Source organism: Streptomyces sp. NPDC030814, from assembly GCF_055572155.1.
The window spans coordinates 395,087-421,733 of record NZ_JBVIDX010000006.1 but is presented as its reverse complement, the minus strand read 5'-3'; the positions used below and the strand labels follow the sequence as shown (position 1 = coordinate 421,733).

General features: G+C 71.6%; 24 protein-coding genes. 12 read left to right on the top strand and 12 right to left on the bottom strand.

Annotated elements, in window-relative coordinates:
- Nucleotides 1-308 precede the first annotated feature (308 nt).
- From ACZ43N_RS16720 to ACZ43N_RS16685, 8 genes are all read right to left on the bottom strand, one after another.
- Nucleotides 309-1,832: an integrin-like protein gene (locus tag ACZ43N_RS16720; RefSeq protein ID WP_468098144.1), complete on the bottom strand. Its 1,524-nt coding sequence runs from the start codon at nucleotides 1,830-1,832 to the stop codon at nucleotides 309-311.
- Between the two features lie 269 nt (nucleotides 1,833-2,101).
- Nucleotides 2,102-2,497 (bottom strand): nuclear transport factor 2 family protein, encoded by a 396-nt coding sequence (locus ACZ43N_RS16715; protein ID WP_468098143.1) that lies wholly within the window; start codon nucleotides 2,495-2,497, stop codon nucleotides 2,102-2,104.
- Nucleotides 2,498-2,682: 185 nt separating this feature from the next.
- Nucleotides 2,683-4,074, bottom strand: a complete 1,392-nt coding sequence (locus ACZ43N_RS16710) for an FG-GAP and VCBS repeat-containing protein (protein ID WP_468098142.1) — start codon at nucleotides 4,072-4,074, stop codon at nucleotides 2,683-2,685.
- Between the two features lie 46 nt (nucleotides 4,075-4,120).
- Nucleotides 4,121-4,360, bottom strand: a complete 240-nt coding sequence (locus ACZ43N_RS16705; RefSeq protein ID WP_468098141.1) for a hypothetical protein — start codon at nucleotides 4,358-4,360, stop codon at nucleotides 4,121-4,123.
- A gap of 21 nt (nucleotides 4,361-4,381) precedes the next feature.
- Nucleotides 4,382-5,779, bottom strand: a complete 1,398-nt coding sequence (locus ACZ43N_RS16700) for an FG-GAP and VCBS repeat-containing protein (RefSeq protein WP_468098140.1) — start codon at nucleotides 5,777-5,779, stop codon at nucleotides 4,382-4,384.
- Between the two features lie 79 nt (nucleotides 5,780-5,858).
- The gene (locus ACZ43N_RS16695) at nucleotides 5,859-7,337 is read right to left on the bottom strand and encodes an FG-GAP and VCBS repeat-containing protein (RefSeq protein WP_468098139.1); all 1,479 of its coding nucleotides are present in this window, start codon (nucleotides 7,335-7,337) and stop codon (nucleotides 5,859-5,861) included.
- A gap of 223 nt (nucleotides 7,338-7,560) precedes the next feature.
- Nucleotides 7,561-9,006 (bottom strand): FG-GAP-like repeat-containing protein, encoded by a 1,446-nt coding sequence (locus ACZ43N_RS16690; protein ID WP_468098138.1) that lies wholly within the window; start codon nucleotides 9,004-9,006, stop codon nucleotides 7,561-7,563.
- A 55-nt stretch (nucleotides 9,007-9,061) separates the two neighbouring features.
- Nucleotides 9,062-10,471, bottom strand: a complete 1,410-nt coding sequence (locus ACZ43N_RS16685) for an FG-GAP-like repeat-containing protein (RefSeq protein WP_468098137.1) — start codon at nucleotides 10,469-10,471, stop codon at nucleotides 9,062-9,064.
- A gap of 155 nt (nucleotides 10,472-10,626) precedes the next feature.
- On the opposite strand from ACZ43N_RS16685, the gene ACZ43N_RS16680 reads away from it, so the two are divergent.
- Nucleotides 10,627-11,436, top strand: a complete 810-nt coding sequence (locus ACZ43N_RS16680; RefSeq protein ID WP_468098136.1) for a DUF6281 family protein — start codon at nucleotides 10,627-10,629, stop codon at nucleotides 11,434-11,436.
- An 86-nt stretch (nucleotides 11,437-11,522) separates the two neighbouring features.
- Nucleotides 11,523-12,083: an NUDIX hydrolase gene (locus ACZ43N_RS16675; protein WP_468098134.1), complete on the top strand. Its 561-nt coding sequence runs from the start codon at nucleotides 11,523-11,525 to the stop codon at nucleotides 12,081-12,083.
- On the opposite strand, the gene ACZ43N_RS16670 is transcribed toward ACZ43N_RS16675, so the two are convergent.
- Entirely contained in the window at nucleotides 12,076-14,397 is a 2,322-nt protein-coding gene (locus ACZ43N_RS16670; protein ID WP_468098132.1) for a (Fe-S)-binding protein, read from the bottom strand. The genes ACZ43N_RS16675 and ACZ43N_RS16670 overlap by 8 nt on opposite strands.
- Nucleotides 14,398-14,729: 332 nt before the next feature.
- Between ACZ43N_RS16670 and ACZ43N_RS16665 the strand changes: the two genes are divergently transcribed.
- From ACZ43N_RS16665 to ACZ43N_RS16630, 8 genes are all read left to right on the top strand, one after another.
- Nucleotides 14,730-15,887, top strand: a complete 1,158-nt coding sequence (locus ACZ43N_RS16665) for an MraY family glycosyltransferase (protein ID WP_468098130.1) — start codon at nucleotides 14,730-14,732, stop codon at nucleotides 15,885-15,887.
- 49 nt (nucleotides 15,888-15,936) lie between these two features.
- On the top strand, nucleotides 15,937-16,458 hold the full coding sequence (locus tag ACZ43N_RS16660) for a hypothetical protein (RefSeq protein ID WP_468098129.1): 522 nt from the start codon (nucleotides 15,937-15,939) through the stop codon (nucleotides 16,456-16,458).
- A 521-nt stretch (nucleotides 16,459-16,979) separates the two neighbouring features.
- Nucleotides 16,980-18,824, top strand: coding sequence for a molecular chaperone DnaK (dnaK, locus tag ACZ43N_RS16655; RefSeq protein ID WP_468098127.1), 1,845 nt, complete (start codon nucleotides 16,980-16,982; stop codon nucleotides 18,822-18,824).
- Complete coding sequence (gene grpE, locus ACZ43N_RS16650; protein WP_468098126.1) at nucleotides 18,821-19,498, top strand: nucleotide exchange factor GrpE; 678 nt, start codon at nucleotides 18,821-18,823, stop codon at nucleotides 19,496-19,498. Before dnaK ends, grpE begins: the two co-directional genes overlap by 4 nt.
- A gap of 42 nt (nucleotides 19,499-19,540) precedes the next feature.
- Nucleotides 19,541-20,719, top strand: a complete 1,179-nt coding sequence (gene dnaJ, locus ACZ43N_RS16645) for a molecular chaperone DnaJ (RefSeq protein WP_468098124.1) — start codon at nucleotides 19,541-19,543, stop codon at nucleotides 20,717-20,719.
- Between the two features lie 7 nt (nucleotides 20,720-20,726).
- A complete protein-coding gene (locus ACZ43N_RS16640) occupies nucleotides 20,727-21,185 on the top strand; it encodes a heat shock protein transcriptional repressor HspR (RefSeq protein WP_468098123.1) in 459 nt (152 codons plus the stop codon).
- 121 nt (nucleotides 21,186-21,306) lie between these two features.
- On the top strand, nucleotides 21,307-21,450 hold the full coding sequence (locus tag ACZ43N_RS16635; protein WP_468098122.1) for a hypothetical protein: 144 nt from the start codon (nucleotides 21,307-21,309) through the stop codon (nucleotides 21,448-21,450).
- 22 nt (nucleotides 21,451-21,472) lie between these two features.
- Nucleotides 21,473-21,763 carry a hypothetical protein gene (locus tag ACZ43N_RS16630; protein ID WP_468098120.1) on the top strand — a complete coding sequence of 97 codons (291 nt, stop codon included), beginning with the start codon at nucleotides 21,473-21,475 and terminating at the stop codon, nucleotides 21,761-21,763.
- 9 nt (nucleotides 21,764-21,772) lie between these two features.
- On the opposite strand, the gene ACZ43N_RS16625 is transcribed toward ACZ43N_RS16630, so the two are convergent.
- Nucleotides 21,773-22,807, bottom strand: coding sequence for a helix-turn-helix transcriptional regulator (locus ACZ43N_RS16625; RefSeq protein WP_468098119.1), 1,035 nt, complete (start codon nucleotides 22,805-22,807; stop codon nucleotides 21,773-21,775).
- Between the two features lie 422 nt (nucleotides 22,808-23,229).
- Here ACZ43N_RS16625 and ACZ43N_RS16620 point away from each other — a divergent pair, with 422 nt between their 5' ends.
- Nucleotides 23,230-23,475, top strand: a complete 246-nt coding sequence (locus tag ACZ43N_RS16620) for a helix-turn-helix domain-containing protein (RefSeq protein ID WP_468098118.1) — start codon at nucleotides 23,230-23,232, stop codon at nucleotides 23,473-23,475.
- A 129-nt stretch (nucleotides 23,476-23,604) separates the two neighbouring features.
- On the opposite strand, the gene ACZ43N_RS16615 is transcribed toward ACZ43N_RS16620, so the two are convergent.
- Both ACZ43N_RS16615 and ACZ43N_RS16610 read right to left on the bottom strand, forming a co-directional pair.
- On the bottom strand, nucleotides 23,605-24,255 hold the full coding sequence (locus tag ACZ43N_RS16615; protein WP_468098116.1) for a hypothetical protein: 651 nt from the start codon (nucleotides 24,253-24,255) through the stop codon (nucleotides 23,605-23,607).
- Between the two features lie 68 nt (nucleotides 24,256-24,323).
- Nucleotides 24,324-26,096 (bottom strand): ABC transporter ATP-binding protein, encoded by a 1,773-nt coding sequence (locus ACZ43N_RS16610; RefSeq protein ID WP_468098114.1) that lies wholly within the window; start codon nucleotides 26,094-26,096, stop codon nucleotides 24,324-24,326.
- A 260-nt stretch (nucleotides 26,097-26,356) separates the two neighbouring features.
- Here ACZ43N_RS16610 and lxmA point away from each other — a divergent pair, with 260 nt between their 5' ends.
- Nucleotides 26,357-26,575, top strand: a complete 219-nt coding sequence (gene lxmA / locus ACZ43N_RS16605; protein WP_055513948.1) for a lexapeptide family class V lantibiotic — start codon at nucleotides 26,357-26,359, stop codon at nucleotides 26,573-26,575.
- The last annotated feature ends 72 nt before the right edge of the window (nucleotides 26,576-26,647 follow it).

Sequence of the window (26,647 nt, the reverse complement as noted above, 5' to 3'; positions counted from 1 at the left end):
CTGGGAGATACGCGACGACATCCACGAAGCCTTCCTCACCCTCGGATGCGCACTCATCTGCTGGAGACGCCTGAAGTCATTGCGATAGGAGTTCTAAGGGATCGTCAGGTACTCGGGTCGGAGATTCCGCCCCCACGGGTCCTCCGGGAGACGTCAGGGGGCTGTCAGGGTCCCATCGGGGCCGGATTGGGTCGGCATTGGGGCGGCGTCGGGTGGTGTGGGAACGGCGGGGCCGAGCCCGGGCGGTCTCCCGGCCGGGCTCGGCCCAGCGGCTGATCGCTGGTGCTCAGCGGCTGTTCAGCTGCTGCTCAGTGGCTGCTCAGGTACCTGCCGTAGGACAGGGCCGTCGTCGGGTACGGCAGGCCCAGCTTGGCCGGTGTGAGGGCGTACGAGCCCGTCGCGGAGGTCTTCGGGAGGAGCCAGACACCGCCGGAGCCGCCGTTCTCCCCGGGGGCGCCCACCGCCGTGTCGGGGATGCCGTCCTTGTCGTAGTCACCGGTCGCGACGGCCGCGCCGAAGGCGTCGCCCGTCTCGGCGGTGCCGGGGACGCGGGGGCGGTCCTGGTGGTACTGGACGGACGTGGCCTCGCCGAACGGGTCGACGATGCCGCTGCTGTGACCGAGCAGCAGTGTTGCGGCACCTGCGCGGGCGCGGGAGCCGATCGCCTCGCCGGGCGCGCCGGCGACGAGGTCGTCGCGGCCGTCGCGGTTCCAGTCCAGCACGGCGAGGGAGGCGCCGAAGCGGTCGCCGTCCTCGGCGATGCCGTACACGCCGACCGTGTCCTGGTTGAGGGTCTGGGTGCGGAAGCCGAAGGAGCTCGGGTGGCCGTAGAGGATGTGGATGCCGCCGCCCTTGGCGTACGACTCGGGGCCGCACGGGTCGTCGATGTTCTCGTCGGCGATCTCGCGGCACTCGCCGAGGGCCAGGTCGTCCAGGCCGTCGCCGTCGAAGTCGCCGGTCGCGAGGGCGGAGGCGGCGCCGTTGCTGGCGTTCCAGAAGTTGTCCATGCGCCGCTCGGCCGGGTTCCAGGTCCACAGCCGTAGGTGCGACTGGGTGTAGGGGGCGTTGACGGTGTGGAAGGCGAGGGCCAGGTCGTCCGTGCCGTCGGCGTTGAAGTCGCCGGTGGCGAGCACGGGGGCGCGGCCGCCCATGGGCGCGGCGAGGACGGTGGTGGTGACGAGGTCCTCGCCGTCGTCGACGACGGCGCGCAGCACGACCTTGTCGCGGCCGCCGACCACGATGTCCCGGCCGCCGTCGCCGGTCACGTCGGCCGCGGCGACCGACCAGCCGTACGCCGAGCCGGCTGACGGCCCGACGAGGGCGTTCGAGCCGGGGCGCGAGGTGCCCTTGCCGCCGCCCACGACGACGACCACGCCCGCGTCCGTGCCGGGGCCGGCGATGTCCTCGCCGGGGGCGCCGACGATCAGCTCGGCCACGCCGTCGCCACTGAGGTCCTCCAGCGCCACGGCCGCGCCGAAGCGGTCGCCCTGCTCGGGGGTGCCGGGGACCTCGGCGGTGGCCTGGCTGATGCGGATGCCACCGTGGTTGCCGATGCCCTTGGCGCCGCCCCAGAGGACGTGGACGTAGCCGGCCTTGGCCTTGCCGTTCACGGCCGCGTCGGGGACGCCGACGGCGAGGTCCGCGTAGCCGTCGGCGTTGAAGTCGCTGGTGACGGGGGAGGGCTCGGGGGCGGCGAGCGCGTGAGGGGCCAGGGCGAGTGCGAGTGCCGTGGTGGCCGAGCAGGCCGCGACGGCGGCGGCCAGGGCGTACGTCCGTCTGTGCACGGAGGGCTCCAGGTGGGTGGCCGGATGGCGGTGATGTGGCTGGTTCACTTGTGTGACACCTGGAGGGCGTGCGTGGTTGTGCGGTGGTGTTCCGCTTGGGGGCCGGGCGCCCGGTGGATGGGAGTCGGGGTCACTGTCCGTCGGCGGGTGCGGGTGCGGGTGCGTCGAGGTTGCTCGCGCAGTTCCCCGCGCCGGTGAAGGAGGGCCTGCATCCCCCTTCGGCCGCTGCCCCGCCGGGTCGGTCGGGGGTGGGCGCGCAGGGCTCCCACGCGCCCAGGGCGTCCAGGGACTCCCTTGGTCTCGGGCCCTTTCCTATGTCAGGACCAGAACTCCGCTTCCTTGTCCATGTCCTCCTGGCACTCGTCGATGTCGGTGATCTTGTCTCCGACGATGCGGAAGATCAGGCAGCCGTTCTGTTCGATCCGCTTGCCGCCGCGCTCGGCGGTGTAGCGGTGCACGGACACGGCGTGGCCCCGGCCGTCGACGCACACATGGCTCAGGTCGACGTTGAACGTTCCGCCGGTCTCCTCGAAGAGCCGCTGGTAGAGCTGGATCATCGAGTCCTGGCCCTTGTGGTCGCCCGAGAGCATGTGACTGCCGGGGACGTGGTGCGTGCAGTCCGCCGCCATCAGGCCGCGGAGGGTGTCCATGTCACCGCGTGAGAACGCTTCGTAGCCCTTGCGGACGAGCGCTGCGTTGGGGTGTTCAGCCATGACGGGTCGCCGGCTTTCCCTTATGGATTGATTGGTCCGATACGGGAATTATCCGCGTCGGAGCGGGGCATCGCGAGTGCGCGCGCTCCTGTGCGGACGAGGGGCCCGGCGGGTCGTCCATGCCGCCCCGCCGGGCCCCTCGCGCACCATGTCCCCCCGGGATGGCCGTGGACCGGGCGCGGGCGTTACTGGAGCATGCCCGGGATGATGTCGCCGTTCACGGGCCGGGCGCCCGTCGTCGTCACGCCCTTCGACGAACCCCGCAGCAGGACGGAACCGTGGTTCGCGCTGATGTAGAGGTCCGCCCTGCCGTCGCGGTCGGTGTCGCGGAGGCGGACCGTGTTGCCGAAGGACTCGTCGTCCAGGTCGCCGGGGACGCCGGCGGTGTCGCGGGCGAACCACTGCGAATCCGTGCCGGTGAGGCCGGACCTGGAGCCGTACAGGACATGGACGGCCCCGGCGTACGGGTGGGCGCCGAGCTTCTCGCCGTACGCGCCGACGGCCAGGTCGCGATAGCCGTCGCCGTTGACGTCGCCGGCGGAGACGGACGCGCCGAAGGCGTCGTCGACCTCGGGGGTGTCCTTGATGCCCTTGGTGGCCTGGGTGAGACGGGTCGTCCTGGAGGCGGGGCCCGTCGAGCCGCCGTACCAGACCGTCACGCGGCCCCGGTACCTGTCGTACAGCGGGGTGCCGATCGCGATGTCGCCGTAGCCGTCCTTGTCGAAGTCGGCGATCACGCCGTCGCCGCCTCGTTCGGCCTGGCCGCCGTTGCCCTTCACCGATTCGAGGCGGAGGGTCCTGCCGGGGTACAGCTTCGCCTTGCCGCCCTTGATGAACCAGGCGTCGGAGGCGATGTACGTGTCGGTGACGACGTCGCCGATGACGACGAGGTCGGTCTTGCCGTCCTTGTCGATCTTCCCGGCGATGACGGCCGTGGAGTAGAAGGGCGAGGTGTCCTTGTCCAGGACCGTGACCGACCCCTTCACGCCCGACCTGGTGATGGCGCCCCGGTAGACGTACGTCTTGCTGTCGCGGACGAGGGCCAGGTCCTGGTTGCCGTCGCCGTCGAAGTCGCCGGTGGCGAGGTCGGAGGCCAGGCCGGACGCGCCCTTCGCGCCCTTGTTCGGCAGGGCCGTGCCGCCGGACAGGCCCTTGGCGCTGCCCCACAGGACGGTGACCGTGCCGTTGTTCTTGTGCGAGCCGACGTTCTCGCCGTTGGCCGACACCGCGAGGTCGCCGTAGCCGTCCTTGTCGAAGTCGGCGGCCGTGCGGACCTCGCCGAAGAAGTCGTCCTTTTCGTCGGTTCCGGGGACGCCCGCGCTGGACTGGTCGATGAACTGCGTCTTCGTGCCCGGGCCGTCGGCCGTGCCGAAGGTGACCAGGACGCCGCCGCCCTTGCTGGCCCCTTCCGGGCCGTACGAGAAGACGGCGTAGTCGCGGTGACCGTCGCCGTTGAAGTCGTCGGCGTGCCTGGCGGGTGCGGCGGACGCGGGGGCGGTGGTGGCGAGGGTGATGAGGCCGCCGGTCAGGGTGACGACCGTCGCCGCGGCCAGGGTGGTGCGGAAGGGGCGCTTCATGAGGTTTTCTTCCTGAAGTGGGGGTAAAGGTGAGCGCGCGGGCGGGTCAGCCGTGCAGGGGCGCGCCGAAGGCCGGGATGCCGCTGGTGGAGATGCCGAACTTCGCGGGGCCGTAGGTCCCGGCTCCCGGCGCGGTGGCCGACTTGAGCCACCAGATCGCGCCGTCGCCCCCGTTCTCACCGGTCCCGCCGACAGCAGAAGACCTCTGGCGGTACCGGAGGGTTGTACGGGAATTCGCCGGCGGGCCGAAGGACTTCCCCCCGACGTGGTGGCCGGCCTGGGCCACCGGATCGCACGCGTCGGATCGTCATGGGGCGAGGATCCGGCCGAAGTTGGCCTGTCCGGTGAGTCCGACGTCGCGGGCGGAGACCGTGTAGGCGCCCTTCGTGGTCGGCCCCGAGGCCGTGCCGCGCAGGACCCGGACGGCACCCTTGGCGTTGTTCTCGCCGTAGGCGGTCACGACCAGGTCGGCCTTGCCGTTGCCGTCGATGTCGGCCAGGCGGACGGCCGAGCCGAACCAGTCCTTGGACTCGGCGGCTCCGGGCACCCCGGGCGTGGCCTGGCTGTACGTGGTGGCGCCGGTCGTGGTCAGGCCGGCGGCGGAGCCGTACAGGACGGTCACCGTGCCCGTGTTCCGCTTGCCGCCGACGTCCTCGTTCTGCGCGCCGACCGCGACGTCCGCGAAACCGTCACCGTCGATGTCGCCGACGCCCACCGCGCAGCCGAAGCAGTCGTCCGACTCACCCTTGCCGGGCACCCTGGCGGTGTCCTGGTGGACGGTGGTCGGCGTCTGCGCCGGGGCCGGGCCGGCCGGTCCGCCGTACCAGACGTCGATCTCGCCGCCCTTGTGGGCGCCCCTGGAGGTGTCGCCGAGCACCAGGTCGCCGTAGCCGTCGCCGTTGATGTCGCCGGTCGAGCCCTGCTCGCCGCCGACGGTGTCGAGGTCGGTCCTCTCATACCCCGTGCCCGTCCAGCGGAGGTAGGAGATCGCGCCGGCCTCGTCGCCGTCGACGCCGAACGGGTAGAGCCGCTCGGCCGCGCCGTCGCCGCTCAGGTCGCCCGCGACGACGGTCCGGGTGGAGCCGAGTTCGTCGATGTCGTACTCGACGAGCGGGGCGCCCGTGCGCTTCCAGGGACCCTCGAGGACACGGGTGGTGGGCCGGCTGGTGACCGTCAGGTCCGTGTCGCCGTCGCCGTCGAAGTCGGCCGCCGCGAGGCCGACGGCGTAGCCGCCGCCCTCGGTGAGCCAGTCCGGCTGCGGCACCCGTGCGCCGCCCGACAGGCCCAAGGCGCCGCCCCACAGGATGGTGACGGTGCCGACGCCTTCGTGGTCGCCGAGGCCCTCGTTGAGCGAGCTGACGACCAGGTCCGCGTAGCCGTCGCCGTCGAGGTCGCCCGAGGTCAGCGCGGCGCCGAACTGGTCCCCGTCCTCGGCCACGCCCGGGACGCCGGGCGAGTCCTGCGTGATCACCGTGCGCTTGGCCGTGGACGGGCCGGAGGGCGAGCCGTACAGCACGACCACCGCGCCGGCGGTCTGCCGGCCGGCGACGACGGCGTTGTCGGCGCCGATCGCGACGTCGCGGTAGCCGTCGCCGTTGAAGTCGTCCGCCAGGCCGACGGGAGCGGCGGCGGCCGGCGTCACCGGGAGCGCCGTCAGCAGGCCGGAGGTGAGGACGGCCGCGAGGAGGAGGGTGCGCTTGCGCAAGAAGGCTCCCGGTAGGAGGAGAGGGCCCGCATCCTCATCGAACGCGGGCCCCACTCGAAGAACTCGAAGAAGCGGTACGTCAGTTGGCCGCGTTCGCGCCGAACACCGGCTGCCCGGTGGTGGACACGCCGACCGCGGACGGGCCGAAGGATCGGGCACCGGTCGTGGTGATCTTCGTGCCGTTGGACGGCAGGTAGAGCAGCGAGCCGTTGTAGTCGTTCTCGCCGTACGAGCCGACCGTGAGGTCCGCCTTGCCGTCACCGGTGACGTCGGTGAGCTTGACCTCGCCGCCGAGCAGGTCGTCCGTCTCGTCCGTGCCGGGGACACCGGCCGTGGACTGGGCGAAGTACTGCAGACCCGACGTGGTGTTCAGGCCGGAGACCGAGCCGTACAGCACGGTCACCGCACCGGCGTTGACGACACCGCCGAGGTTCTCGCCCGGGGAGCCGACGGCCAGGTCGGTCTTGCCGTCACCGTTGATGTCGCCGAGGGAGAGCTCGCTGCCGAAGAAGTCGCCGCGCTCGGAGGAGCCGGGCACATTGCCGCTGTCCTGCGTCACCGCGACCGTGGTGGCCGGGCCGTCCGCGGAGCCGTACAGAATGTGGATCTTTCCGCCGGTGGACGAACCGGGCACGCTGGGCTCGCTGCCGTCCTTCGACGGGTCCCAGTCCTGGCCGGTGACGATGTCGCCGTAGCCGTCGCCGTTGATGTCGCCGATGCCGGTGATGATGCCGCGCTTCAGCTCGCGCAAGCCGCCCTGCGCGCCGAGGCCCTCGGGAGAACCGGGCACGTACCAGTTGGTGTTGTAGCGCCAGTAGCTGTCGGTCTCGAAGCCGTCGACCACCAGGTCCGTCCGCTTGTCGCCGTTGGCGTCGCCGGCGGTGAGCATGATGGCGCCCGCATTCTTGCCGGAGACGAGGTCCAGCTTGATGGCGTACTGGTCGCCGAACGAACCGGCCTTGGTGATGCCGTCACCGATGACGTACACCACATTGGACGAGTTGCCGATCGCCAGGTCCTCGGTCCCGTCGCCGTCGAAATCGCCTGAGGCGAGCGACCGGCCCCACCGGTCGTGCGACGAGGGGGCGAGGTCCTTGATGGTGGTGGCGCCGGACAGACCTGAGGCGGACCCCCACACGATCACGACGGTGCCGCCGTCGGCGTCGCCGGCCACGTCCTCGAGGGGCGCGGACACGGCGAGGTCGTCGTAGCCGTCGTTGTTGTAGTCGCCGTACGCGCTGGACCAGCTGAACCAGTCACCGGCCTCGGCGTCGCCGGGCACGCCCGAGGTGTTCTGGCTGATGGTCGTGCGCTTGGTCGAGTCGATACCGCTCGCCGAGCCGTACAGGGCGACGATCTGCCCGGCCTCGGCCTTGCCACCGACCGTGGCGCCGCCGGCCGAGTACGCCACATCGCCGAAACCGTCGTTGTTGAAGTCCGCCGTCGGCTGGTGGACCGAGTCGGCCGCCGTCGCCGTCGCGGCCGAGAACGTGAGCAGACCGCCGGTCAGCGCGGCCGCGGAGGCCGTCGCGAGGGCGAGTCGCAGGTGCTTGTGCATGCGGGAATCTCCTGCTGCATGCGGACGTCTGGCAGACGTCCGCAGTCAATGGGGTGCCCTTCCTGTCCGCGTTCGCCCGGAGTTCGTCAGGGGTTCACGGGGAAGTCGGCGAACAGGAGACCGCCGGAGGTGCGGGAGGGTTGTACGGAAGTTCGAGAAATTTCCGGGGCCGGTGGAACCGGTGGGGCGCGGGGTCCCTCTTACCTCCCTGCGCCCTTACCTCTCACCTGCCGAGTACCGCCCCGTACCCCGCCGCTCCCGTCAGCCCGAGCTTCGCCGGTGTCAGGGACACCGCGGGGAGGCGGGGGCCGTCGCCCGCCGACGGGCGGTACCAGAGGGCGCCCGAGGGGGCGTTCTCGCCGGGCGCGCCGATCACATGATCGTCGTACTTCGATGTGTCGTAGTCGGCCGCCGTCACCGCCGCCCCGAACAGGTCGCCCTCCTCGGCCGTGCCCGGCACCCCGGCGGAGCTCTGGGTGAAGGCCGGCCCGGTGAACACCCGGTCGCCGCCCGCCTCCAGCTCCCAGTACGCGCCCGCGCGTGCCGTCGACCCCACCGCCTCGTGGCTCGCGCCCACCAGCAGGGAGTCGGGCCCACTGCCGTCGAGATCGACGACGGCCAGCGCGGCGCCGAAGTTGTCCTCGGCCTCCGCCGTGCCGCCCACGCCCGGAGAGGACTGGGTGGTGCAGGTGACCACGCCGCCGAGCGTGGTGCCCCGCGCGCCGTACACCGTGGCGAGGGCGCCGCCCAGCCGGTCCGCGCAGTACGTGCCCTCCGCCTCGGGGTTGGGCAGCACCTGGCCGATCGCCAGGTCCGCACGGCCGTCGCCGTCGAAGTCCCCGGCGGCGAGCGCGGCACCGAAGTCGTCGGCCTGCCAGAGTGTCGTCCAGCCGGCCGGGGCCAGGGAGCGGACGCGGGTGCCCGAGATCTCCAGGCCCTTGAAGGTGACGGCCAGGTCGTCCTTCCTGTCTCCGTCGAAGTCCGCGCTGGTCAGCGCGCGGGCGTCACCGAAGTCGTAGCCCTCGACGAGCTTCGTGGGTGAGGCGGTCGTGAGCGGCCCCGGCCGCAGGACCGTCGCACCGCCCTCCTCGCCGCTCACGGCCAGGACGAGGTCCCGGTCGCCGTCGCCGTCGTAGTCCCCGGCGGTGACCAGTCGTCCGAGCCGCTGGCCGGGGCCGCCCTTGGCGACCGTCAGCCCCGACCTGAGTCCCTTCGCCGAGCCCCACAGGACATACGCGGCTCCCTCGTGCCCGTCGGCGGTGACCTGCTCGCCGGGCGCGGTCACCGCGAGGTCGGTGTAACCGTCCACGTCGAAGTCCCCCGCCTGCACGGCGTATCCGAACTGGTCACCGGCCTCCGCCGTGCCGGGTATGCCGCCGCTCGCCTGGTCGATCCTGGTGCTCCGGCCGCCGAGGCCGTCCGCGGAGCCCCACAGGACATGCACGAAACCGGCCTTGGCGTGCCCGCCAGCGGTGCCCGCGGGGACACCGACCGCGAGGTCGGCGTAACCGTCGCCGTCGAAGTCGCTGCGCACGGACCCGGCGGCGGTCGCCGGGGGCGCGACGAGCGTCGCGAGGCCCAGCCCGGCGACCGTGACGAGGACGGCGGTGGGAAGGGCTCTTCGTCCGCCGAGCGGCCGGGGGCCGCGGCGCTTGGGGGTGGGGCTCACGGGGGCTCCAACTTGTCGGGGGGTGGCGGGAGTCCGGGCTTCGGGTGGGTGGAGGCTAGCGGAGGATCGTGCCGAAGGCGGGGTACGAGTTGCCGCCCATGCCGAAGTCGATGGCGTTGAAGGACGTGGCGTAGGACGTGGTGAGGCCGGACGTCGTACCGCGCAGGACCCAGACCGCTCCCGCGTCCTGCGCCGTACCGATGTCCTCGCCGGTCGCGCTGATCGCCAGGTCGGCTCGGCCGTTCCTGTTGATGTCCTTGAGGCGGACGGCGGAGCCGAAGGCGTCGTCGGGCTCGGCCACGCCGGGCACGCCGGGGGTGGCCTGCTGCCATGACGTGCCCCGGCCCAGACCGCTCGAGGACCCCTTCAGCAGGACGACGTTGCCGACCCCCTTCACCCCGTCCACGGTCTCGCCGGGCGCGCCGACGGCCACGTCCGCGTAGCCGTCGCCGGTGACGTCGCCCGCGGCGACCGAGCCGCCGAAGCCGTCGCCCGGCTCGTCGGTGCCCGGGACGCCCGTGCTCGCCTGGCTGTACGACCGCGAGGGCCACCCCTCGGCGTTCAGCCCGCGGTCGTTGCCGGGCCAGACGGTGATCCGTCCGCCGGTACCGGCCCCCGGTTCGCCGAGGACGAGGTCGCTGTACCCGTTCTTGTCGAGGTCGCCGGCGGCGAGCCGGGGCTCGGTGATGACGTCGGTGCCGGCGCCCTGGAAGAGGGGCTTGTAGTAGTAGCCGATGTCGCCGGCGCCGCCGCGCAGATAGCCCGCGAAGGCGTGGCCGGCGGCGTCGGTGCCGTGGAGGACGTAGTCGCTGCCCGAGCCGCCCGAGAAGTGCCCGCCGAGGACGCCGTCGAGCCGGACGCCCTCGGGCAGGAACTCGACCTCCGGGCCGAGCGCGGGCCCGTCCGGCACACCGTCGGCGTACCACCAAAAGCGGTTCTCGGAGACCACCACCAGGTTCCCGGAGTCGTCGCCGTCGAGATCCACGAAGGAGGCGCCCTCGCCGAAGCGGACGTCCTCGCCGCTGGGGGCGTTGAGGACCATGCCGCCGGTGCGGAAGCCGCGGGCGCCGCCCCAGAGGATGGTGAGGGAGCCGTCCGCCTTGCCGTCGACCTTCTCGCCGGGCGCGCCGACCATCAGGTCGGCGTAGCCGTCGTTGTTCACGTCACCGCTGGTCACGTTCTCGCCGAACTCGTCCTCGGGTTCGAGGGCGCCGGGCACGCCCGGGGCGTTCTGCGTGAGGGTCACCGACCTCGCGGAGCCGGTGCCGACACCGGAGGAGGACCCGAACGTGACGGTCACGGCGTTGGCCTTGGGCGTGCCGATGACGAGGTCCCGGTAGCCGTCCCCGTTGAAGTCGTCCTTCAGCGCCGAGGCGGCGACCGCGCTCCCGGCCATCGGCAGGGCGAGCCCCGCCACCGCGAGCGCTCCCGCACAGGCGGCCACGACGAGCTTCCTTGCAATCACGGGTGACCTCCAGGAGGGCTGTGATGGGCTGTTCGTGGGTGTGACACCCGGGGCGTACGAAGGGTTGTGTGCGGGTGGCCGGGAAGTGAACCGAACGTTCGGGGCGAGCCGTGCGTCCAGGGAGCGAAACGACCCCGGACGAAGGAGACGTGACCATGTTCGTTCCCGTTGCGCGGACCGCCCTGGCCGCGCTCGTACTGGCCCCCCTCGCCGTCGGCTGCACCGCGCTGGGCGGTGGCGGGGAGGCTTCGGGGTCCTGCGCGTTCGCGGTGGACTACCGCGACCGCGAGTACATCGGCGTGGGCCGCGTCGACTACGAACTCGGCGCGGAGGCGGGCACCGCACGGCAGTTGGTCTGCATGGATGTGGGCGGCAGCGAGGAGGACGCCGACGACCCCGCGACGGAGGACCTGACCGTCTACACGGCGTACTCCATCAAGGGCGTCGACACCGACGACGCGATCGCCGTCCGCGAGGCCCCCGGCGGCGAGCTGTCCGTCATGGTGGGCCCCCGGGAGGACGAGTCGGTCCCGGACGCTGCGGAGCGGGTCTTCGGAGGGCGCGACGGGAGCGGTGACACGGCCGGGGAGGGGGACGGCGGCGGCACCCCGCTGGAGGCCCCCAAGGCCTGTGCCGGTGACGACGTTTCCTGTGGCAGCGGGGCGAGTCCGGCCAAGTGCGTGTTCCTCGTGGAGTACGGCGGGGAGAGCTACGCCGACCGCGGCGAGGCGGACTTCGAGCTGGGGGCGAAGGTGGGGGCGGTCCGTACGACGTTCTGCGACGACACCCACGGTGACGCCGAGGCGACCCCCGAACCGGAGGTCTACGAGGCGTACGAGGTCAAGGGGCTGGACCCCGCCGACGCCATCGCGGTCCGCCGCTCGGCGGAGGAGGGGCCGCTCTTCATGGTGCGCCTGGGCGACGACCTGCCGCCGGAGGTCGAGGAGCGCCTCGCGGAGCGGTGAGCGCCACCCCCTCGGAGCCAGGCGGAGCGGGCGCGGGTGCCCCCGCCGGCGGACGGTTGTCGGTGCCCTCTGCGAGGGTGGGGCGCATGGGCGAACTGGTGGAGCGGGTCGGTGAGGACGACGAGGTGATCGGGGTCGTCGAGCGGGGGGAGGCGATCCGCCGGGGGTGGCTGCACCGTGTGGCGACCGTCGTGTGCCGGGACCCCGCCGGCCGGTACCTGGTCCACCGCCGCCCCGACGACATGTCGCGCTTTCCCGGTCAGGTCAACTGGATGCTCGGCGGTGCCACCGGGGTCGGCGAGTCGTACGAGGAGGCCGCCGCGCGGGAGTTGGAGGAGGAGCTGGGGGTCCGGGGCCGCCCGCGGTTCCTGCTGAGGTTCCGGTGCGCGGGTGTGATCAGCCCGTACTGGCTGGGCTTGCACGAGCTGGTGGTCACGGGCCCGCTGCGGCCGGACCCCGCCGAGATCGCCTGGTACGACTGGGTGAGCGAGGCGGAGCTGGCCGGACTGGTGCACGACCCGGCGTTCGTGCCGGATGCCCGTGAGGCGTTCGCGCGGTACCGCGAGGTACGGCGATGCCCCCGTGCTCGGGGGGAGCACGGGGGCATCGGGGGTGCCGCGGGGCCGGAGGGCCGCCCGGTCACTTGACCGGCTGGGGCTCCGGCTCGTTCTCCGTCTCGGCCGCGCCCGCCGGGGGCTCGTCCTCGTCGGTGACCGGGGTCTTGACGGAGTCCAGCAGCAGCTGGGCGACGTCGACGACCTGGATGGACTCCTTGGGCTTGACGCCCGCGGCGGAGCCGCTTTCGGCTGCGGCCTTCTTGCCGTTGACCGAGTCGGTCAGCATGACGAGGCAGAACGGGCAGGCGGTGGAGACGATGTCCGGGTTGAGGGAGAGGGCCTCGTCGACGCGCTCGTTGTTGATGCGCTTGCCGATCCGCTCCTCCATCCACATCCGCGCGCCACCGGCGCCACAGCAGAAGCCGCGCTCCTTGTGGCGGTGCATCTCCTCGTTGCGCAGACCCGGTACCTTGCCGATGATCTCGCGCGGCGGGGTGTAGATCTTGTTGTGGCGGCCCAGGTAGCACGGGTCGTGGTAGGTGATGATGCCCTCGACCGGCGTGACCGGGATCAGCTTGCCCTCGTCCACCAGGTGCTGGAGCAGCTGGGTGTGGTGGATGACCTCGTAGTCGCCGCCGAGCTGCGGGTACTCGTTGCCGAGGGTGTTGAGGCAGTGCGGGCAGGTCGCGACGATCTTCTTCGCCGACTTCGGCTTCTTCGACTCGGGCGTGATGTTGCCCTCGTCGTCCATCTCCTCGCCGAAGGCCAGGTTCAGCGCGGCGACGTTCTCCATGCCGAGCTCCTGGAAGAGGGGCTCGTTGCCGAGTCGGCGGGCGGAGTCACCGGTGCACTTCTCGTCGCCGCCCATGATCGCGAACTTCACGCCCGCGATGTGCAGCAGCTCGGCGAACGCCTTGGTGGTCTTCTTGGCGCGGTCCTCCAGGGCGCCGGCGCAGCCGACCCAGTACAGGTACTCGACCTCGCTGAGGTCCTCGATGTCCTTGCCGACGACCGGGACCTCGAAGTCGACCTCCTTGAGCCACTCCAGCCGCTGCTTCTTGGCCAGGCCCCAGGGGTTGCCCTTCTTCTCCAGGTTCTTCAGCATCGTGCCCGCCTCGGACGGGAACGCGGACTCGATCATCACCTGGTAGCGGCGCATGTCGACGATGTGGTCGATGTGCTCGATGTCGACGGGGCACTGCTCGACGCAGGCACCGCAGGTGGTGCAGGACCACAGCACGTCGGGGTCGATGACGCCGTTCTCCTCGACGGTGCCGATCAGCGGCCGCTCGGCCTCCGCGAGGGCGGCGGCGGGCACGTCCTTCAGCTGCTCCTCGGACGCCTTCTCCTCGCCCTCCATGGTCTTGCCGCCACCGGCGAGCAGATAGGGGGCCTTGGCGTGCGCGTGGTCGCGCAGCGACATGATCAGCAGCTTGGGGGAGAGCGGCTTGCCCGTGTTCCAGGCCGGGCACTGCGACTGGCAGCGGCCGCACTCGGTGCAGGTGGAGAAGTCCAGCAGGCCCTTCCAGGAGAACTGCTCGACCTGGGAGACACCGAAGACGTCGTCGTCACCGGGGTCGGTGAAGTCGATCGGCTTGCCGCCGCTGGTCATCGGCTGCAGCGCGCCGAGGGCGGTCTCACCGGTGGCGTTGCGCTTGAACCAGATGTTCGGGAAGCCGAGGAAGCGGTGCCAGGCGACACCCATGTTGGTGTTCAGCGAGACGACGATCATCCAGATGAACGAGGTGCTGATCTTCACCATCGCGGTGAGGTACACGAGGTTCTGCAGGACCGGGAGGCTGAGCCCCTTGAAGGCGAGGACCAGCGGGTACGAGGCGAAGTACGCGGCCTCGTAGTGGTCGACGTCGTGGATCGCGCCCTCGAGTCCGCGCAGTACGTAGATGGCGAGACCGATGGTGAGGATGACGTACTCGACGAAGTACGCCTGACCGGCCTTGGAGCCCGCGAAACGGGACTTGCGGCCGGCCCGCGAGGGCAGGCTCAGCAGCCGGATCACGATCAGCGTGGCGATGCCGAGCACCGTCATCACGCCGATGAACTCGATGTACAGCTCGAACGGCAGGAAACCGCCGATGACCGGCAGCACCCAGTCGGCCTCGAAGAGCTGGCCGAAGGCCTGGGCGAGGGTCGGCGGCAGCGTCAGGAAGCCGACCGCCACGAACCAGTGGGCGAAGCCCACGATGGCCCACCGGTTCATCCGGGTGTGCCCGAGGAACTCCCGCACCAGCGTCACACTGCGCTGGTAGGGATTGTCCGTACGGCTGCCGGCCGGGACCGGCTGGCCGAGTTTGAAGTACCGGATGAACTGACCGATGGCGCGTGCGAGCAGCGCGACGCCGACCACGGTCAGTACCAGCGACACGATGATCGCGGCGAGTTGCATTTGGGGGCTCCTCGGGCCTGCGAGGGTCATTACTAAGCGGTAACTTATGCAGTCCGTCTGAGACTACCCACTTCTCCTGTCGCACTGTAGCCAGCGGCGCGGTGATCTGCGTCGCTGAGGGTTGCCTGACCGGGGGCGGGGTGCCCGGGGAGGGTCGTGAGGGCGAGGTCCCAGGTGGGGTGGGTGATCCCGCCCGCGATCGGGGCGGCCGGGGTGCGGGGATCGGTGGAACGTCTTCCCGTCCCCCGAATGGGCGGACAGGGTCATCGTGCTGTTTCGAAACGATCGTGTTATTCGTATGAAATCGCCTCATTTGCCCCTAATTTGGTTCCGTGCTATACGGAATTCTCGCTGCCGCGTCCGCCCTGCTGGTCACCGCCGTGTTGACGGCGGCCGTACGCGTGCCCGCGCAGCGGCTCGGGATCGTGGAGCGGCGGCGCATGCGGCCGGTGCCGTTGCTGGGGGGTGTCGCGCTCGTCTGCGGGGTGGGCGGTGTGGCATGGCTGGGGGAATGGAGCGGGGTCGCGCCGCTGGGGGAGGAGGCCGGGCGGCTGCTCCTGGCGGGCGCGGCGGTGGGCGGGCTCGGGCTCGTCGGTGACCTGCGGGGTCTGCCGTGGGTGCCCAGGGCCGTGGGCGTCGCCTGCGCCGCGGCGTTCGTGGTGCCGTACGAGGAGATCGGTGTCCTCCCGGGCGTGGCCGCCGTCGCGTGGATCGTGTTCGTCGTGCACGGGTTCAAGGGGCTCGGGCGTCCGGACGGGGTGCTCGGGGTCGTCGGGGTCGTCACGGCGTTCGGGTTGAGCGTGTGCGCCGCCGCCGAGGTGCTCGACGGGCTGGCCGCACTGTGCGGCGTGCTCGCCGCCGGGCTCACCGGGTTCCTGATGCGGAACTGGCCGCCCGCCCGCGTGGCGCCCGGGGAGTGCGGGGCGCTGTTCGTCGGGTTCCTGCTCGCGGGGGGCGCCGTTCAGGTGTACGCGTACGCCGCGGTGCACGGCGTCGGGATCGGTGCGCCCTTCTCGCTCACCGCGCTGGCGACCGCCGACGCGGTGCTCGTTCTCCTCTCCCGGCGGCTGGCCGGCCGCGCACCCTGGCGGAGCGGCCCCGACCACCTTCCGCACCGCCTGCGCCGGCTCGGGCTCACCCCGGTGGGGGTCACGGTCGTGGTGGGCGTGTGCGCGGTGGCCGCGGTCACCGTCGGGGTCGCCGTCCACATGCTGTGGATGAGTGCGGGCGGGGCGTGGTGGGTGGTGGGCGCGGCGGTCGTCGTCGTAGCGGGGCTGTCACGGGTGAGGGTGTACGGGCTCGGCGCCACCGGTGGCACGCGCGCGATGTCCCGCCCCAGGCGGCCCGATCCGGCGCCGGCGGGCGACGACCGGCCTCCCGTCGCCGGCGGCTTCCCCGAAGTCGTCTCCGCCACGGGGCCGACGCCGGGACCGCCCGACCGGTCGCCCCGTGCGGCGGCTCTCAAACGCCGAGCGCGGGCAGGGAGATGAGGGGAGAAACCCGTGGTTCGCCCCGTGCGCTGCCGCACATGATGGCTCCATGACCGCACACGATCACGACCTCCCGGCGGCGGTGGACGCGGACGCGCTGCTCGCGCTGGCCAAGGAGCATCACCCGCGCCCCGTACGCCCGTTGGGCGCCCGCGAGCTCTCGGGCCACCTCGTCAAGGTCTACGGACTCACGGCGCCGGGCCGCACCGTCACCGAGGCGGACACGGCCGCCGCCCTCCGCGTCGCCGAGGCGCATCTGGCGCTCGGCCGAGCGCGCGGGTCCCTGGGGCTCGCCGTCCTGGTCCTGCACGCGGGCGGGGACGGCGACTACGTCCTGGTGCACACCTGGACCGAGGGCTTCATGTCCGACCTGGCGATCTTCACCGGCCCCGCCGGACGTCCGGAGGAACTCCGGCCCGGCCGTACCGGCCTCGCCCCCTGCGTCTGGGAGGCGGCCGTCCTCACCCACGAGCGCGACGCCTACTCCCGCCACGTCCTGACCTCCACCGCCCCGCTCCCCGACCGGCTGACTGCCTGGCGGTCCGACACGGTGGAGGGCGACCTGCGGTGAAGGGCACGGCCCCGACCGACCGCCGCCCCGCCCCGAGGGCATCCCCCGTGTCGCCGAACCGGCCGCCGAGCACGCCGCCTACGAGAGCCGCACCGCCTGGCCCGCCCGATCTCGCGCCCCGCTTCCACGGCCTCCTCGGCGCTCGCTCCGGGTGGAAGCGCAGCGGCCGCCGTCGTGGGGGCCGGCTGCTGTTGCGGACGGAGGGCAGGGGGTGGGTCTGCCGGCGGAGGACGGAGGGGCCCTCCTCCGTCGGGGCCGGTGCTGTGGCGGATCGACCCGGCGGCCGGAGCCGCCGGCGCGCACTGGAGCGGGAACGGTCCGCAAGGTCGTGCGGCCGATGGAGGACCCGCCTTTCGAGGTGGGGCTGGAGGTGAGGGCGGTTCGGATACGCCCAGCTCAGAGGGCTCCTACAGATAAGTGAAACATAAAAGTTGAGCCCGCCCGACTCAGGTCTGTTGACCCGACGGGGAGGGTCGTGCACACTTGAGTCCGTTCCACTCAAGTCAGCTGGAGGAATTGACATGGCACGTGCGGTCGGCATCGACCTGGGCACGACTAACTCCGTCGTCAGCGTTCTGGAGGGCGGCGAGCCCACCGTCATCACCAACGCCGAGGGCGCCAGGACCACGCCGTCCGTCGTCGCCTTCGCCAAGAACGGTGAGGTGCTCGTCGGCGAGGTCGCCAAGCGCCAGGCGGTCACGAACGTGGACCGGACGATCAGGTCCGTGAAGCGTCACATGGGTACGGACTGGAAGATCGAGCTGGACGGCAAGCCGTTCAACCCGCAGCAGATCTCCGCGTTCATCCTCCAGAAGCTGAAGCGGGACGCCGAGGCGTACCTGGGCGAGAAGGTCACGGACGCGGTCATCACCGTTCCCGCGTACTTCAACGACTCCGAGCGGCAGGCGACGAAGGAGGCCGGTGAGATCGCCGGTCTCAACGTCCTGCGCATCGTCAACGAGCCCACCGCCGCCGCCCTGGCCTACGGTCTCGACAAGGACGACCAGACCATCCTCGTCTTCGACCTCGGTGGCGGCACCTTCGACGTGTCGCTACTGGAGATCGGTGACGGCGTCGTCGAGGTGAAGGCCACCAACGGTGACAACCACCTCGGTGGTGACGACTGGGACCAGCGCGTCGTCGACTACCTGGTGCAGCAGTTCAAGGCCGGCCACGGCGTGGACCTCGCCAAGGACAAGATGGCGCTGCAGCGTCTGCGCGAGGCCGCCGAGAAGGCGAAGATCGAGCTGTCCTCCTCCACGGAGACCTCGATCAACCTGCCGTACATCACCGCCTCCGCCGAGGGCCCCCTGCACCTCGACGAGAAGCTCACCCGCGCCCAGTTCCAGCAGCTGACCGCGGACCTGCTGGAGCGCTGCAAGACGCCGTTCCACAACGTCATCAAGGACGCCGGGATCAACCTCTCCGAGATCGACCACGTCGTTCTCGTCGGTGGCTCCACCCGTATGCCCGCCGTCGCCGAGCTCGTCAAGGAGCTGACCGGCGGCAAGGAGGCCAACAAGGGTGTGAACCCGGACGAGGTCGTCGCCATCGGTGCCTCGCTCCAGGCCGGTGTCCTCAAGGGTGAGGTCAAGGACGTCCTGCTCCTCGACGTGACCCCGCTGTCCCTCGGTATCGAGACCAAGGGCGGCATCATGACCAAGCTCATCGAGCGCAACACCACGATCCCGACCAAGCGGTCCGAGATCTTCACCACGGCCGAGGACAACCAGCCGTCCGTGCAGATCCAGGTCTACCAGGGTGAGCGCGAGATCGCGGCGTACAACAAGAAGCTCGGGATGTTCGAGCTGACCGGTCTGCCGCCGGCGCCCCGCGGTGTCCCGCAGATCGAGGTGTCCTTCGACATCGACGCCAACGGCATCATGCACGTGACCGCCAAGGACCTGGGCACGGGCAAGGAGCAGAAGATGACCGTCACCGGCGGCTCCTCGCTGCCGAAGGACGAGGTCGACCGGATGCGCCAGGAGGCCGAGCAGTACGCGGAGGAGGACCAGAAGCGTCGCGAGGCCGCCGAGACCCGCAACCAGGGCGAGCAGCTCGTCTACCAGACCGAGAAGTTCCTCAAGGACAACGAGGACAAGGTCCCCGGCGAGATCAAGACCGAGGTCGAGGCCGCCGTCGGCGAGCTGAAGGAAGCCCTCAAGGGCGAGGACACCGCCGAGATCCGCACGGCCACCGAGAAGGTCGCCGCCGTCTCGCAGAAGCTCGGCCAGGCCCTGTACGCCGACGCGCAGGCCGCGCAGGCCGCGGGCGGCCCCGAGGGTGCCGCCGCCGGCGCCAAGGCCGACGACGACGTCGTCGACGCCGAGATCGTCGACGAGGACCGGAAGGACGGTGCCGCGTGACGGAGGAGACCCCGGGCTTCGACGAGCAGCAGCCGCAAGGTCAGCCGCAGCAGCCCGACGTCCCCTCCGGCTCCGAGGACGCCGAGCCGAAGGCCGCCCCCCAGGAGGGGGCGGCCCCGGCCGGGGACACGGCAGCGACGGCCCAGGTGGCCGGCCTGACGGCCCAGCTGGACCAGGTGCGTACGGCGCTCGGTGAGCGCACGGCGGACCTCCAGCGGCTCCAGGCCGAGTACCAGAACTACCGTCGGCGGGTCGAGCGGGACCGGATCACGGTCAAGGAGATCGCCGTGGCGAACCTCCTGACCGAGCTCCTGCCCGTGCTCGACGACATCGGCCGCGCGCGGGAACACGGCGAACTCGTCGGCGGATTCAAGTCCGTCGCGGAGTCGCTGGAGACCGTCGCGGCGAAGATGGGCCTCCAGCAGTTCGGCAAGGAGGGCGAGCCCTTCGACCCGACGATCCACGAGGCCCTGATGCACAGCTACGCGCCGGACGTCACCGAGACGACGTGCGTGGCGATTCTCCAGCCGGGGTATCGCATCGGCGAACGGACCATCCGCCCCGCGCGGGTGGCCGTGGCCGAACCCCAGCCGGGGGCGCAGACAGTCAAGGCGGACTCCGAGTCCGCGGAGACGGCCGACGACAAGGAGAGCGGTGGCCCGGACGAGGGCTGACGGCGACGACGCGAAGAACGAGGGGAAGGAGGGACGTCGGGGATGAGCACCAAGGACTTCATCGAGAAGGACTACTACAAGGTCCTCGGCGTCCCCAAGGACGCCACCGAGGCCGAGATCAAGAAGGCGTACCGGAAGCTCGCCCGCGAGTTCCACCCGGACGCCAACAAGGGCAACGCCAGGGCCGAGGAGCGGTTCAAGGAGATCTCCGAGGCGAACGACGTCCTCGGCGACCCCAAGAAGCGCAAGGAGTACGACGACGCCCGCGCGCTCTTCGGCAACGGCGGCTTCCGTCCGGGCCCCGGCGCCGGCGGCGGCACGTTCAACTTCGACCTGGGCGACCTCTTCGGAGGCGGTGCCCAGGGCGGACAGGGAGCGGGCGGCTTCGGCGGCGGGCTCGGTGATGTCTTCGGGGGCCTGTTCAACCGGGGCAGCTCCGGCACCACGCGGGTGCAGCCCCGGCGCGGCCAGGACATCGAGTCCGAGGTCACGCTGAGCTTCACCGAGGCCATCGAGGGCGCGACCGTGCCGCTGCGGATGTCCTCGCAGTCCCCGTGCAAGGCGTGTTCGGGCACCGGCGACGCCGACGGCACCCCCCGGGTGTGCCCGACGTGCGTCGGTACCGGCCAGGTCGCGCGGGGCTCCGGCGGCGGTTTCTCCCTGACGGACCCCTGCCCGGACTGCAAGGGCCGGGGCCTGATCGCCGAGAACCCCTGCGACATCTGCAAGGGCTCCGGCCGGGCCAAGTCGTCCCGCACCATGCAGGTCCGCATCCCGGCAGGGGTCGCCGACGGGCAGCGGATCCGGCTGCGCGGCAAGGGCGCGCCCGGCGAGCGGGGCGGTCCGGCGGGCGACCTGTACGTGGTCGTGCACGTCGACGCGCACCCGGTGTTCGGGCGCAAGGACGACAACCTCACGGTGACCGTGCCGGTGACCTACCCGGAGGCGGCGCTCGGCGGGGAGGTCAGGGTTCCGACCCTGGGCGGACCGCCGGTCACCCTGAAACTGCCCCCGGGCACCCCCAACGGCCGTACGATGCGGGCCCGTGGCAAGGGAGCGGTCCGTAAGGACGGCACCCGCGGGGACCTGCTGATCACGGTCGAGGTGAGTGTCCCGAAGGACCTTTCGGGGAAGGCTCGTGACGCCCTGGAGGCGTATCGCGAGGCGACCGCGGGCGAGGACCCGCGGGCGGAGCTGTTCCAGGCCGCGAAGGGAGCATGACCACACCATGGACACATCCGGCCGCCGTCGAAACCCCTATGAGCTGACGGAAGAGACACCGGTGTACGTCATCTCGGTGGCCGCCCAGCTATCCGGTCTGCACCCGCAGACCCTGCGCCAGTACGACCGCCTCGGCCTGGTCTCGCCCGACCGCACCGCCGGGCGCGGTCGGCGCTACTCGGCCCGCGACATCGAACTGCTGCGTACGGTCCAGCAGTTGTCACAGGACGAGGGCATCAACCTGGCCGGCATCAAGCGCATCATCGAGCTGGAGAACCAGGTCGCGGCCCTCCAGGCGAGGGTCGTCGAGCTGGAGACCGCGCTCGACGGTGCCGCCGCGGCGATGCAGCAGCGCGAGGCCGCGGTGCACGCCTCGTACCGGCGTGACCTGGTGCCCTACCAGGAGGCGCAGCGGACGAGCGCGCTGGTGGTGTGGCGGCCCAAGCGGCAGCAGACCTCGGACTGAGAAGCCGTCCGTGAGCCGGGACCTGGCAGCAAAGTGCCTGGCAGCAAGTGTCCTGCCCGGTGCAGCATCCTGACATCGCGGAGCCTTCAGACGGGGTGTGCCCGCTGGCAGAGTCGTGGTCATGAAGAACACGGGGAACACGGGGAACACACGCATCATCAGGACACTGTCGGCGCTCGCGCTCGTCATGGCGCTGCCGCTGGGAGTGACGGTGGCCGCCAAGTCGGGGCCGTCGGTCGCGCTGTCCGTCAACGGCTGGCAGTGAGCCGGCGGGACGAACGGACGGGATGACGACCGTGGAGTTCCAGGACGGGACGTTCCGGGACGGGGAGTTCCGGGAACTGGTGCTGGTCCGCAGGGCGCCCGGTGACGCACCGGCGGCGACGGCCGTGATCAGGGTCCTCGGCAAACTGCCCGGGGGCTGGGAACACGCCTGGCGACTCGACGAGGACGGGGGCCGGATCCACCTTCGGATCCGGCCCCCGTCCGGTTCGCCGGCCCACGCCGTACGGGACTGGCTGACCGAGGCCCTCGACGACCCGGCCCTGCACAGCTGGCGGGCCGCCGGGGCGCCCTGACCGGCGGGGTCAGATCCAGCCCCGCTCCCTGGCCAGCAGGGCCGCGTGCGGACGGTTGCTGGCGTTCAGGGTGCGCAGGACGTCGGCGACGTGCCGGCGGTAGGTGCGCAGGGAGACACCGAGTTCGCGGGCTCCGATCTCGTCCTTGGTGACCCGGCACATCGACTTCAGGACCTCCAGCTCCATCGGGCTCAGGGTCTCGGTGTCGGGTTCCGGGGCGCCGAGCAGATCGGTGAGGTCCGTGGCCTGGTCCCAGATCTTCTCGAAGAGGGCCAGGATGCTGGCCACCAGACCTGGTTCCTGTGCGACCAGCGCGCCCCGCGAGGTGTCCGAGGGGTCCGCCGGGACCAGCGCGGTGTGCCGGTCGTAGACGAGGACCCGCTCGGCGATGTCGGCGGCGACCCTGATCCGCGCGCCCTGCGCGTTCAGTTCGCGCAGATAGGCGGCGGTCGCCGGATCCGCCAGGGCGTCCTTGAGGACCACGCTGCGGATGTGGACCCCCCGGCGCAGACAGCGGCTGTCCAGCGGCCGCGCGTGGGCGATGTTCTCCCGGGTGAGCGCCCGGTAGGGCTCGACGGAGAGGATCTCCTTGCGGGCGAAGAACGCCAGGTCGTCGATCCGGTCGCGGATCTGCGCGAGGTTCGTCATCCGCTCCACGCCGCCGCCGGCCTGGGTGTGGGCGCCCTGCTCGGCGCGGAGTTCGGCGACGAGGTGACGAGGCCGGGTCACCTGCTGCAACTCGTGGTGCAGCTCGCTCAGCCGTCGGTCGGTGAGCAGACCGACGGCCACCTCGGGGTCCGCCGCGGTCAGGGTGCCTGCGGTCCCGCTCTCGGCGGCGGCCGGGTCCTGAGCCGCCCCTTCCGTGCGGCGGAGCAGGCCCAGTTCCGTCAGCCGCCGCAGCACCGCCTCGACGTCGCCCTGCGACGCGTGGAGCAGGAGGTGGATGTCCTCCGTCGTGGTCCCCGGGTTCCTCAGGAAGTGCCGGTAGACGCGCTCCTCCATCGCGGTGAGCCCCAGCAGGCCCATGCTGCCCGCATTGTTCATCCTTCCCCCCGTGTTCTTCCCGTACGGCCCGGGCCGGTGGCCGGTATCGCGCGGGTGTGGCTGGTCGGGGCCACGGCGATACGGAATCCACCGAAATGATCGGGACTCAGAGTAATGCGTTGGTCAAGGCTTCGCCCGGTCACGGCGGCACACCGTGGAAGGTGTGGCGAACGTGTGACGGACGAGCCCGGGCCAGGACACGAACGAACGGCGTTGGCCGAAAGTTTCGCTCGCAGCATGGTGCCGCGCCGGTGCAGCAAGCTGCGCCCCGCGGCACGGGATCTGGCCGAAAGCGCTTGGCAGGCTGGAACCCGTCGGACAGGAACCGATGCACGTCGGACACGAACCGATGGATGCGCACGGATTCCCCGGCCACGAGCCGAGGGAAGCCGACACGACCGAACACAACCAGGGGGACACACATGGCTGTTGTCGTACAGGAGGACGCGCTCGACTTCTCCGCGCTGACCGACCGCGAACGGGAGGTCCTGCTGCTGCTCGCGACGGGCGAGCAGAACCGCTGGCTCGCCCGCCGTCTGGGCATCGCGGAGCGCACGGTGCGGGCCCACACCGCCAGCATCGTGCGCAAGCTCGACCTCAAGTCCCGGTTCGAGGCGGCGATCGTCTCGCACCTGTACGCGGACGACATCAGGGGAACCTGCGGCTGACCTCCGCGGGGGACGTCATGAGGCCCTGCCGGTACTGGGGAGTACCGGCAGGGCCCTCTGCGTCGTGTGTCCAGGGGCTGTCCCGTCATACGCGCGCCCACCGGGAATCACGGGACAGCCCTCGTGGCGTCAGCCGGGCAGCAGGTCGCCGACCATCTCGATCGCCGTCATCCACAGGGGCTGGGCCCCCGTGCCGAACGCGGCGGCCAGCGCGTAGCCGAGGGCCGCGTCCAGCGCCTCCGGCTCGGCGTCCTCGCGCCACTCCACCAGGACCTTCCCGTCGCCGTCGGAGGAGAAGTCCCCGAGGTACGCCCCGGCCCGCACCAGCCGGCTGCCCGGGATGGAGTCGGGCACCAGCCGCCAGGAGCGCTCCGCGTACCGCACGTCGACGCGGTACGAGCGCCGGGTCAGCCGGCCCTTGGCGGGGTCGATCACCGCCTCCTCGCCGTCGACGGTCAGGGTGAGCCGCGCACCGTCACGGGTGCCGACCGGTATGTGGTCCTCGCCCTCCGTCCCCTCGGCCCGCCACAGTTCGACCTTCGGCACCCGCTCGCCCGTCACCGTGACCTCGCCCCGCTCGGCGTCCAGCCGGACGGTGAGCGCGCCGAACCGGTCGTCCTCGATGACGTGCTCGGCCACGGGCCTGGGCCCGCTCTCCTCGTACGCGTCCGCGTCGTCGTGGTCGTCGTAGTCGTCGTACGCGTGGTCCTCGTGGGGGTCGTACGCGTCCTCGTCGGTCTTCTTGGCGAGCGAGGTCGTGGGGGCCGGGTCCTTCGGCATTGCGGTGTTCCTTCACTGTGGGGGTCTGACGGCGGTCAGTACGTCAGGTAGGACGGAGCGCGGGGTTCTCACGCTCCCGTGGCGGTCAGCTGGGTGGCGGCGAGATCCCGGTACAGCTCGTCCCTGCCCAGGAGTTCCCCGTGCCGGCCATGGTCGCGCACCCGCCCGCCGGCGAGCAGCACCATGTGGTCGGCGGAGGTCACCGTGGACAGCCGGTGGGCGATCAGCAGCACCGTGCAGTGCTCGGCGGCCCGCTCCACGGTGTGCCGCAGCGCCGTCTCGCTGAGACCGTCGAGGTGGGCGGTCGCCTCGTCGAGCAGCAGCACCTGGGGGCGGCGCAGCAGTGCGCGGGCGATGGCGAGGCGCTGGCGTTCCCCGCCGGACAGCGCGAGACCGCGGGCGCCGACCTGGGTGTCGAGGCCCTCCGGCAGCCGGGCCACGAGCGAGTCGAGCAGGGTGTCCCGCAGCACGCGGGCGACCTCCTCCTCGTCGGCGTCGGGGGCGGCGTACAGGAGGTTCTCGCGGAGGGTGCCGGCGAGCATCGGGGTGTCCTGCTCCACGTACGCGATCCGGCGGCGCACCTCGGCGCGGCTGAGGGTCGCGATGTCCGTGCCGTCGAGGAGGACGCGCCCGGCGTCCGGCTCGTAGAACCGCTGGAGGAGCGAGAAGACGGTCGTCTTGCCGCTGCCGGAGGGCCCGACGAGGGCGGTGACACCGCCGGCCGGGGCGACCAGGCCGACTCCGTCGAGGGTGGTGGCGCGGCCCGGGTAGGCGAACGTGACGTTCTCCAGGGTCACTCGCGGCGGCGGGCCGACCGGGCGGGCCGGGGTCTCGTCCACGTCCGTCTCGATCTCCATCCGCTCGACCTCCTCGATGCGGGTGAGCGCGCCGAGGCCCTGCTGGAGCGAGGTCGTGCCGCCGACCAGGGACAGCACCGGGCCGCCCAGGTTGAACAGGTAGAGCAGGAAGGCGATCAGCGCGGCCAGGTCGAGGGCGCCGGTGGCGACCAGGGCGCCGCCGAAGCCGATGACCGCGAGGAACGAGGCCTGGACGACCAGCGCGGACAGCACCGCGATCGTCGCGTGGTAGCGGGCGCCGGTCAGACCGGCCCGGTAGGCGTCCTCGGCGGCGGCCACGGCCCGCGCGGTCTCCGTCGCCTCGCCGCCGTTGGCCTTCACGGTGCGGGCGGCGCCGAGCGCGCGGTCGAGGGCGGCGCCGATCTCGCCGACCGAGGTCTGCGCGCGCGTGGTCACCCGGCGGATCCTCGGCATCACCACGCCCATCGCGACACCGACCACCAGCAGCACACCGGAGGTGATGCCGAGCAGCGGCAGGCTGGTCATGCCCATCAGGACGATGGTGGCGACCAGATGGATACCGCCGTCGAGCAGCTGGATCACACCACTGGTCGCCGCGTGCTGCACGAGCGTGCTGTCGGAGGTCACCCGGGTGGTGAGGCCGCCCGGCTCCGTCCTGTCCAACTCGGCTGTCCGCAGCCGGATCAGACGGTGGATCAGTCCTCGGCGCACATGCAGCACGACCTTCTCCGCCGTGCGCTCGCTCACCAGCGCCTGGGTCCAGGTGAGCGCGATCGACACCGCCAGCAGGGCCAGCATCAGCAGGAGTTCGTGGGTCAGGTCGCCGCCGGTCATCAACGCCGTCAACGACGACTCCACGACCATCGGCTGCGCGAGCCCCGCCGCGCTGCCGGCCAGCGTCAGAACGAGGACCAGCAGCAGCACGTTGCGGTGCGGGCGGGCGTGGGCGAGCAGCGCGCGGAGCGGGGGGCGGGCCGGCTGGGGCGGCGGAGGCTCGGGCCTCGCGGAGTCATGTGTGTTCACCCTGGACTTTCTACGCGTACGGGCGGGGCCGGCGGTATTGGCGGTTGCGGCAATGCCGGGCACGGCGATGCCGGTTCGGGTCATGCCGGGTGCGGTCATGCCGGGTGCGGTCATGCCGCAACTGACAATGGCGAGCGGCTTTTTCGGCGGGCCATAGTTATCTCGTCGCCGAGCGGCACCGGCCGAAAAGCCGGAAAGTCCGCAAGGCGGCCGGGAATTCGGAATGCCGAAATCCCGCACCACGAATCAAGGAGAGACTCATGCAGTCGACGCAGAACGAGAAGGACCTGTTCGAGGGCTACACCGCCTACACCTCCGCCGAGGAGCTGGGCCTGTACGACGGCAAGGACGCCGCGCCCGCGTTCAGCCCGACCATCCCGTGGGCGATCCGCGCCACCATCATCACGGCCCGCTCCTCGCAGCAGTGCGCCGCGGCCCTCGGCTCGCTGACCGCCCGCACCATCGAGAAGAAGTGCTGACGACCGGGCGACCGGAGCAGTGACCCGCGGGGAGGGGCCGGTGCCGGCCATCGGCCCCTCCCCGGGCAACGC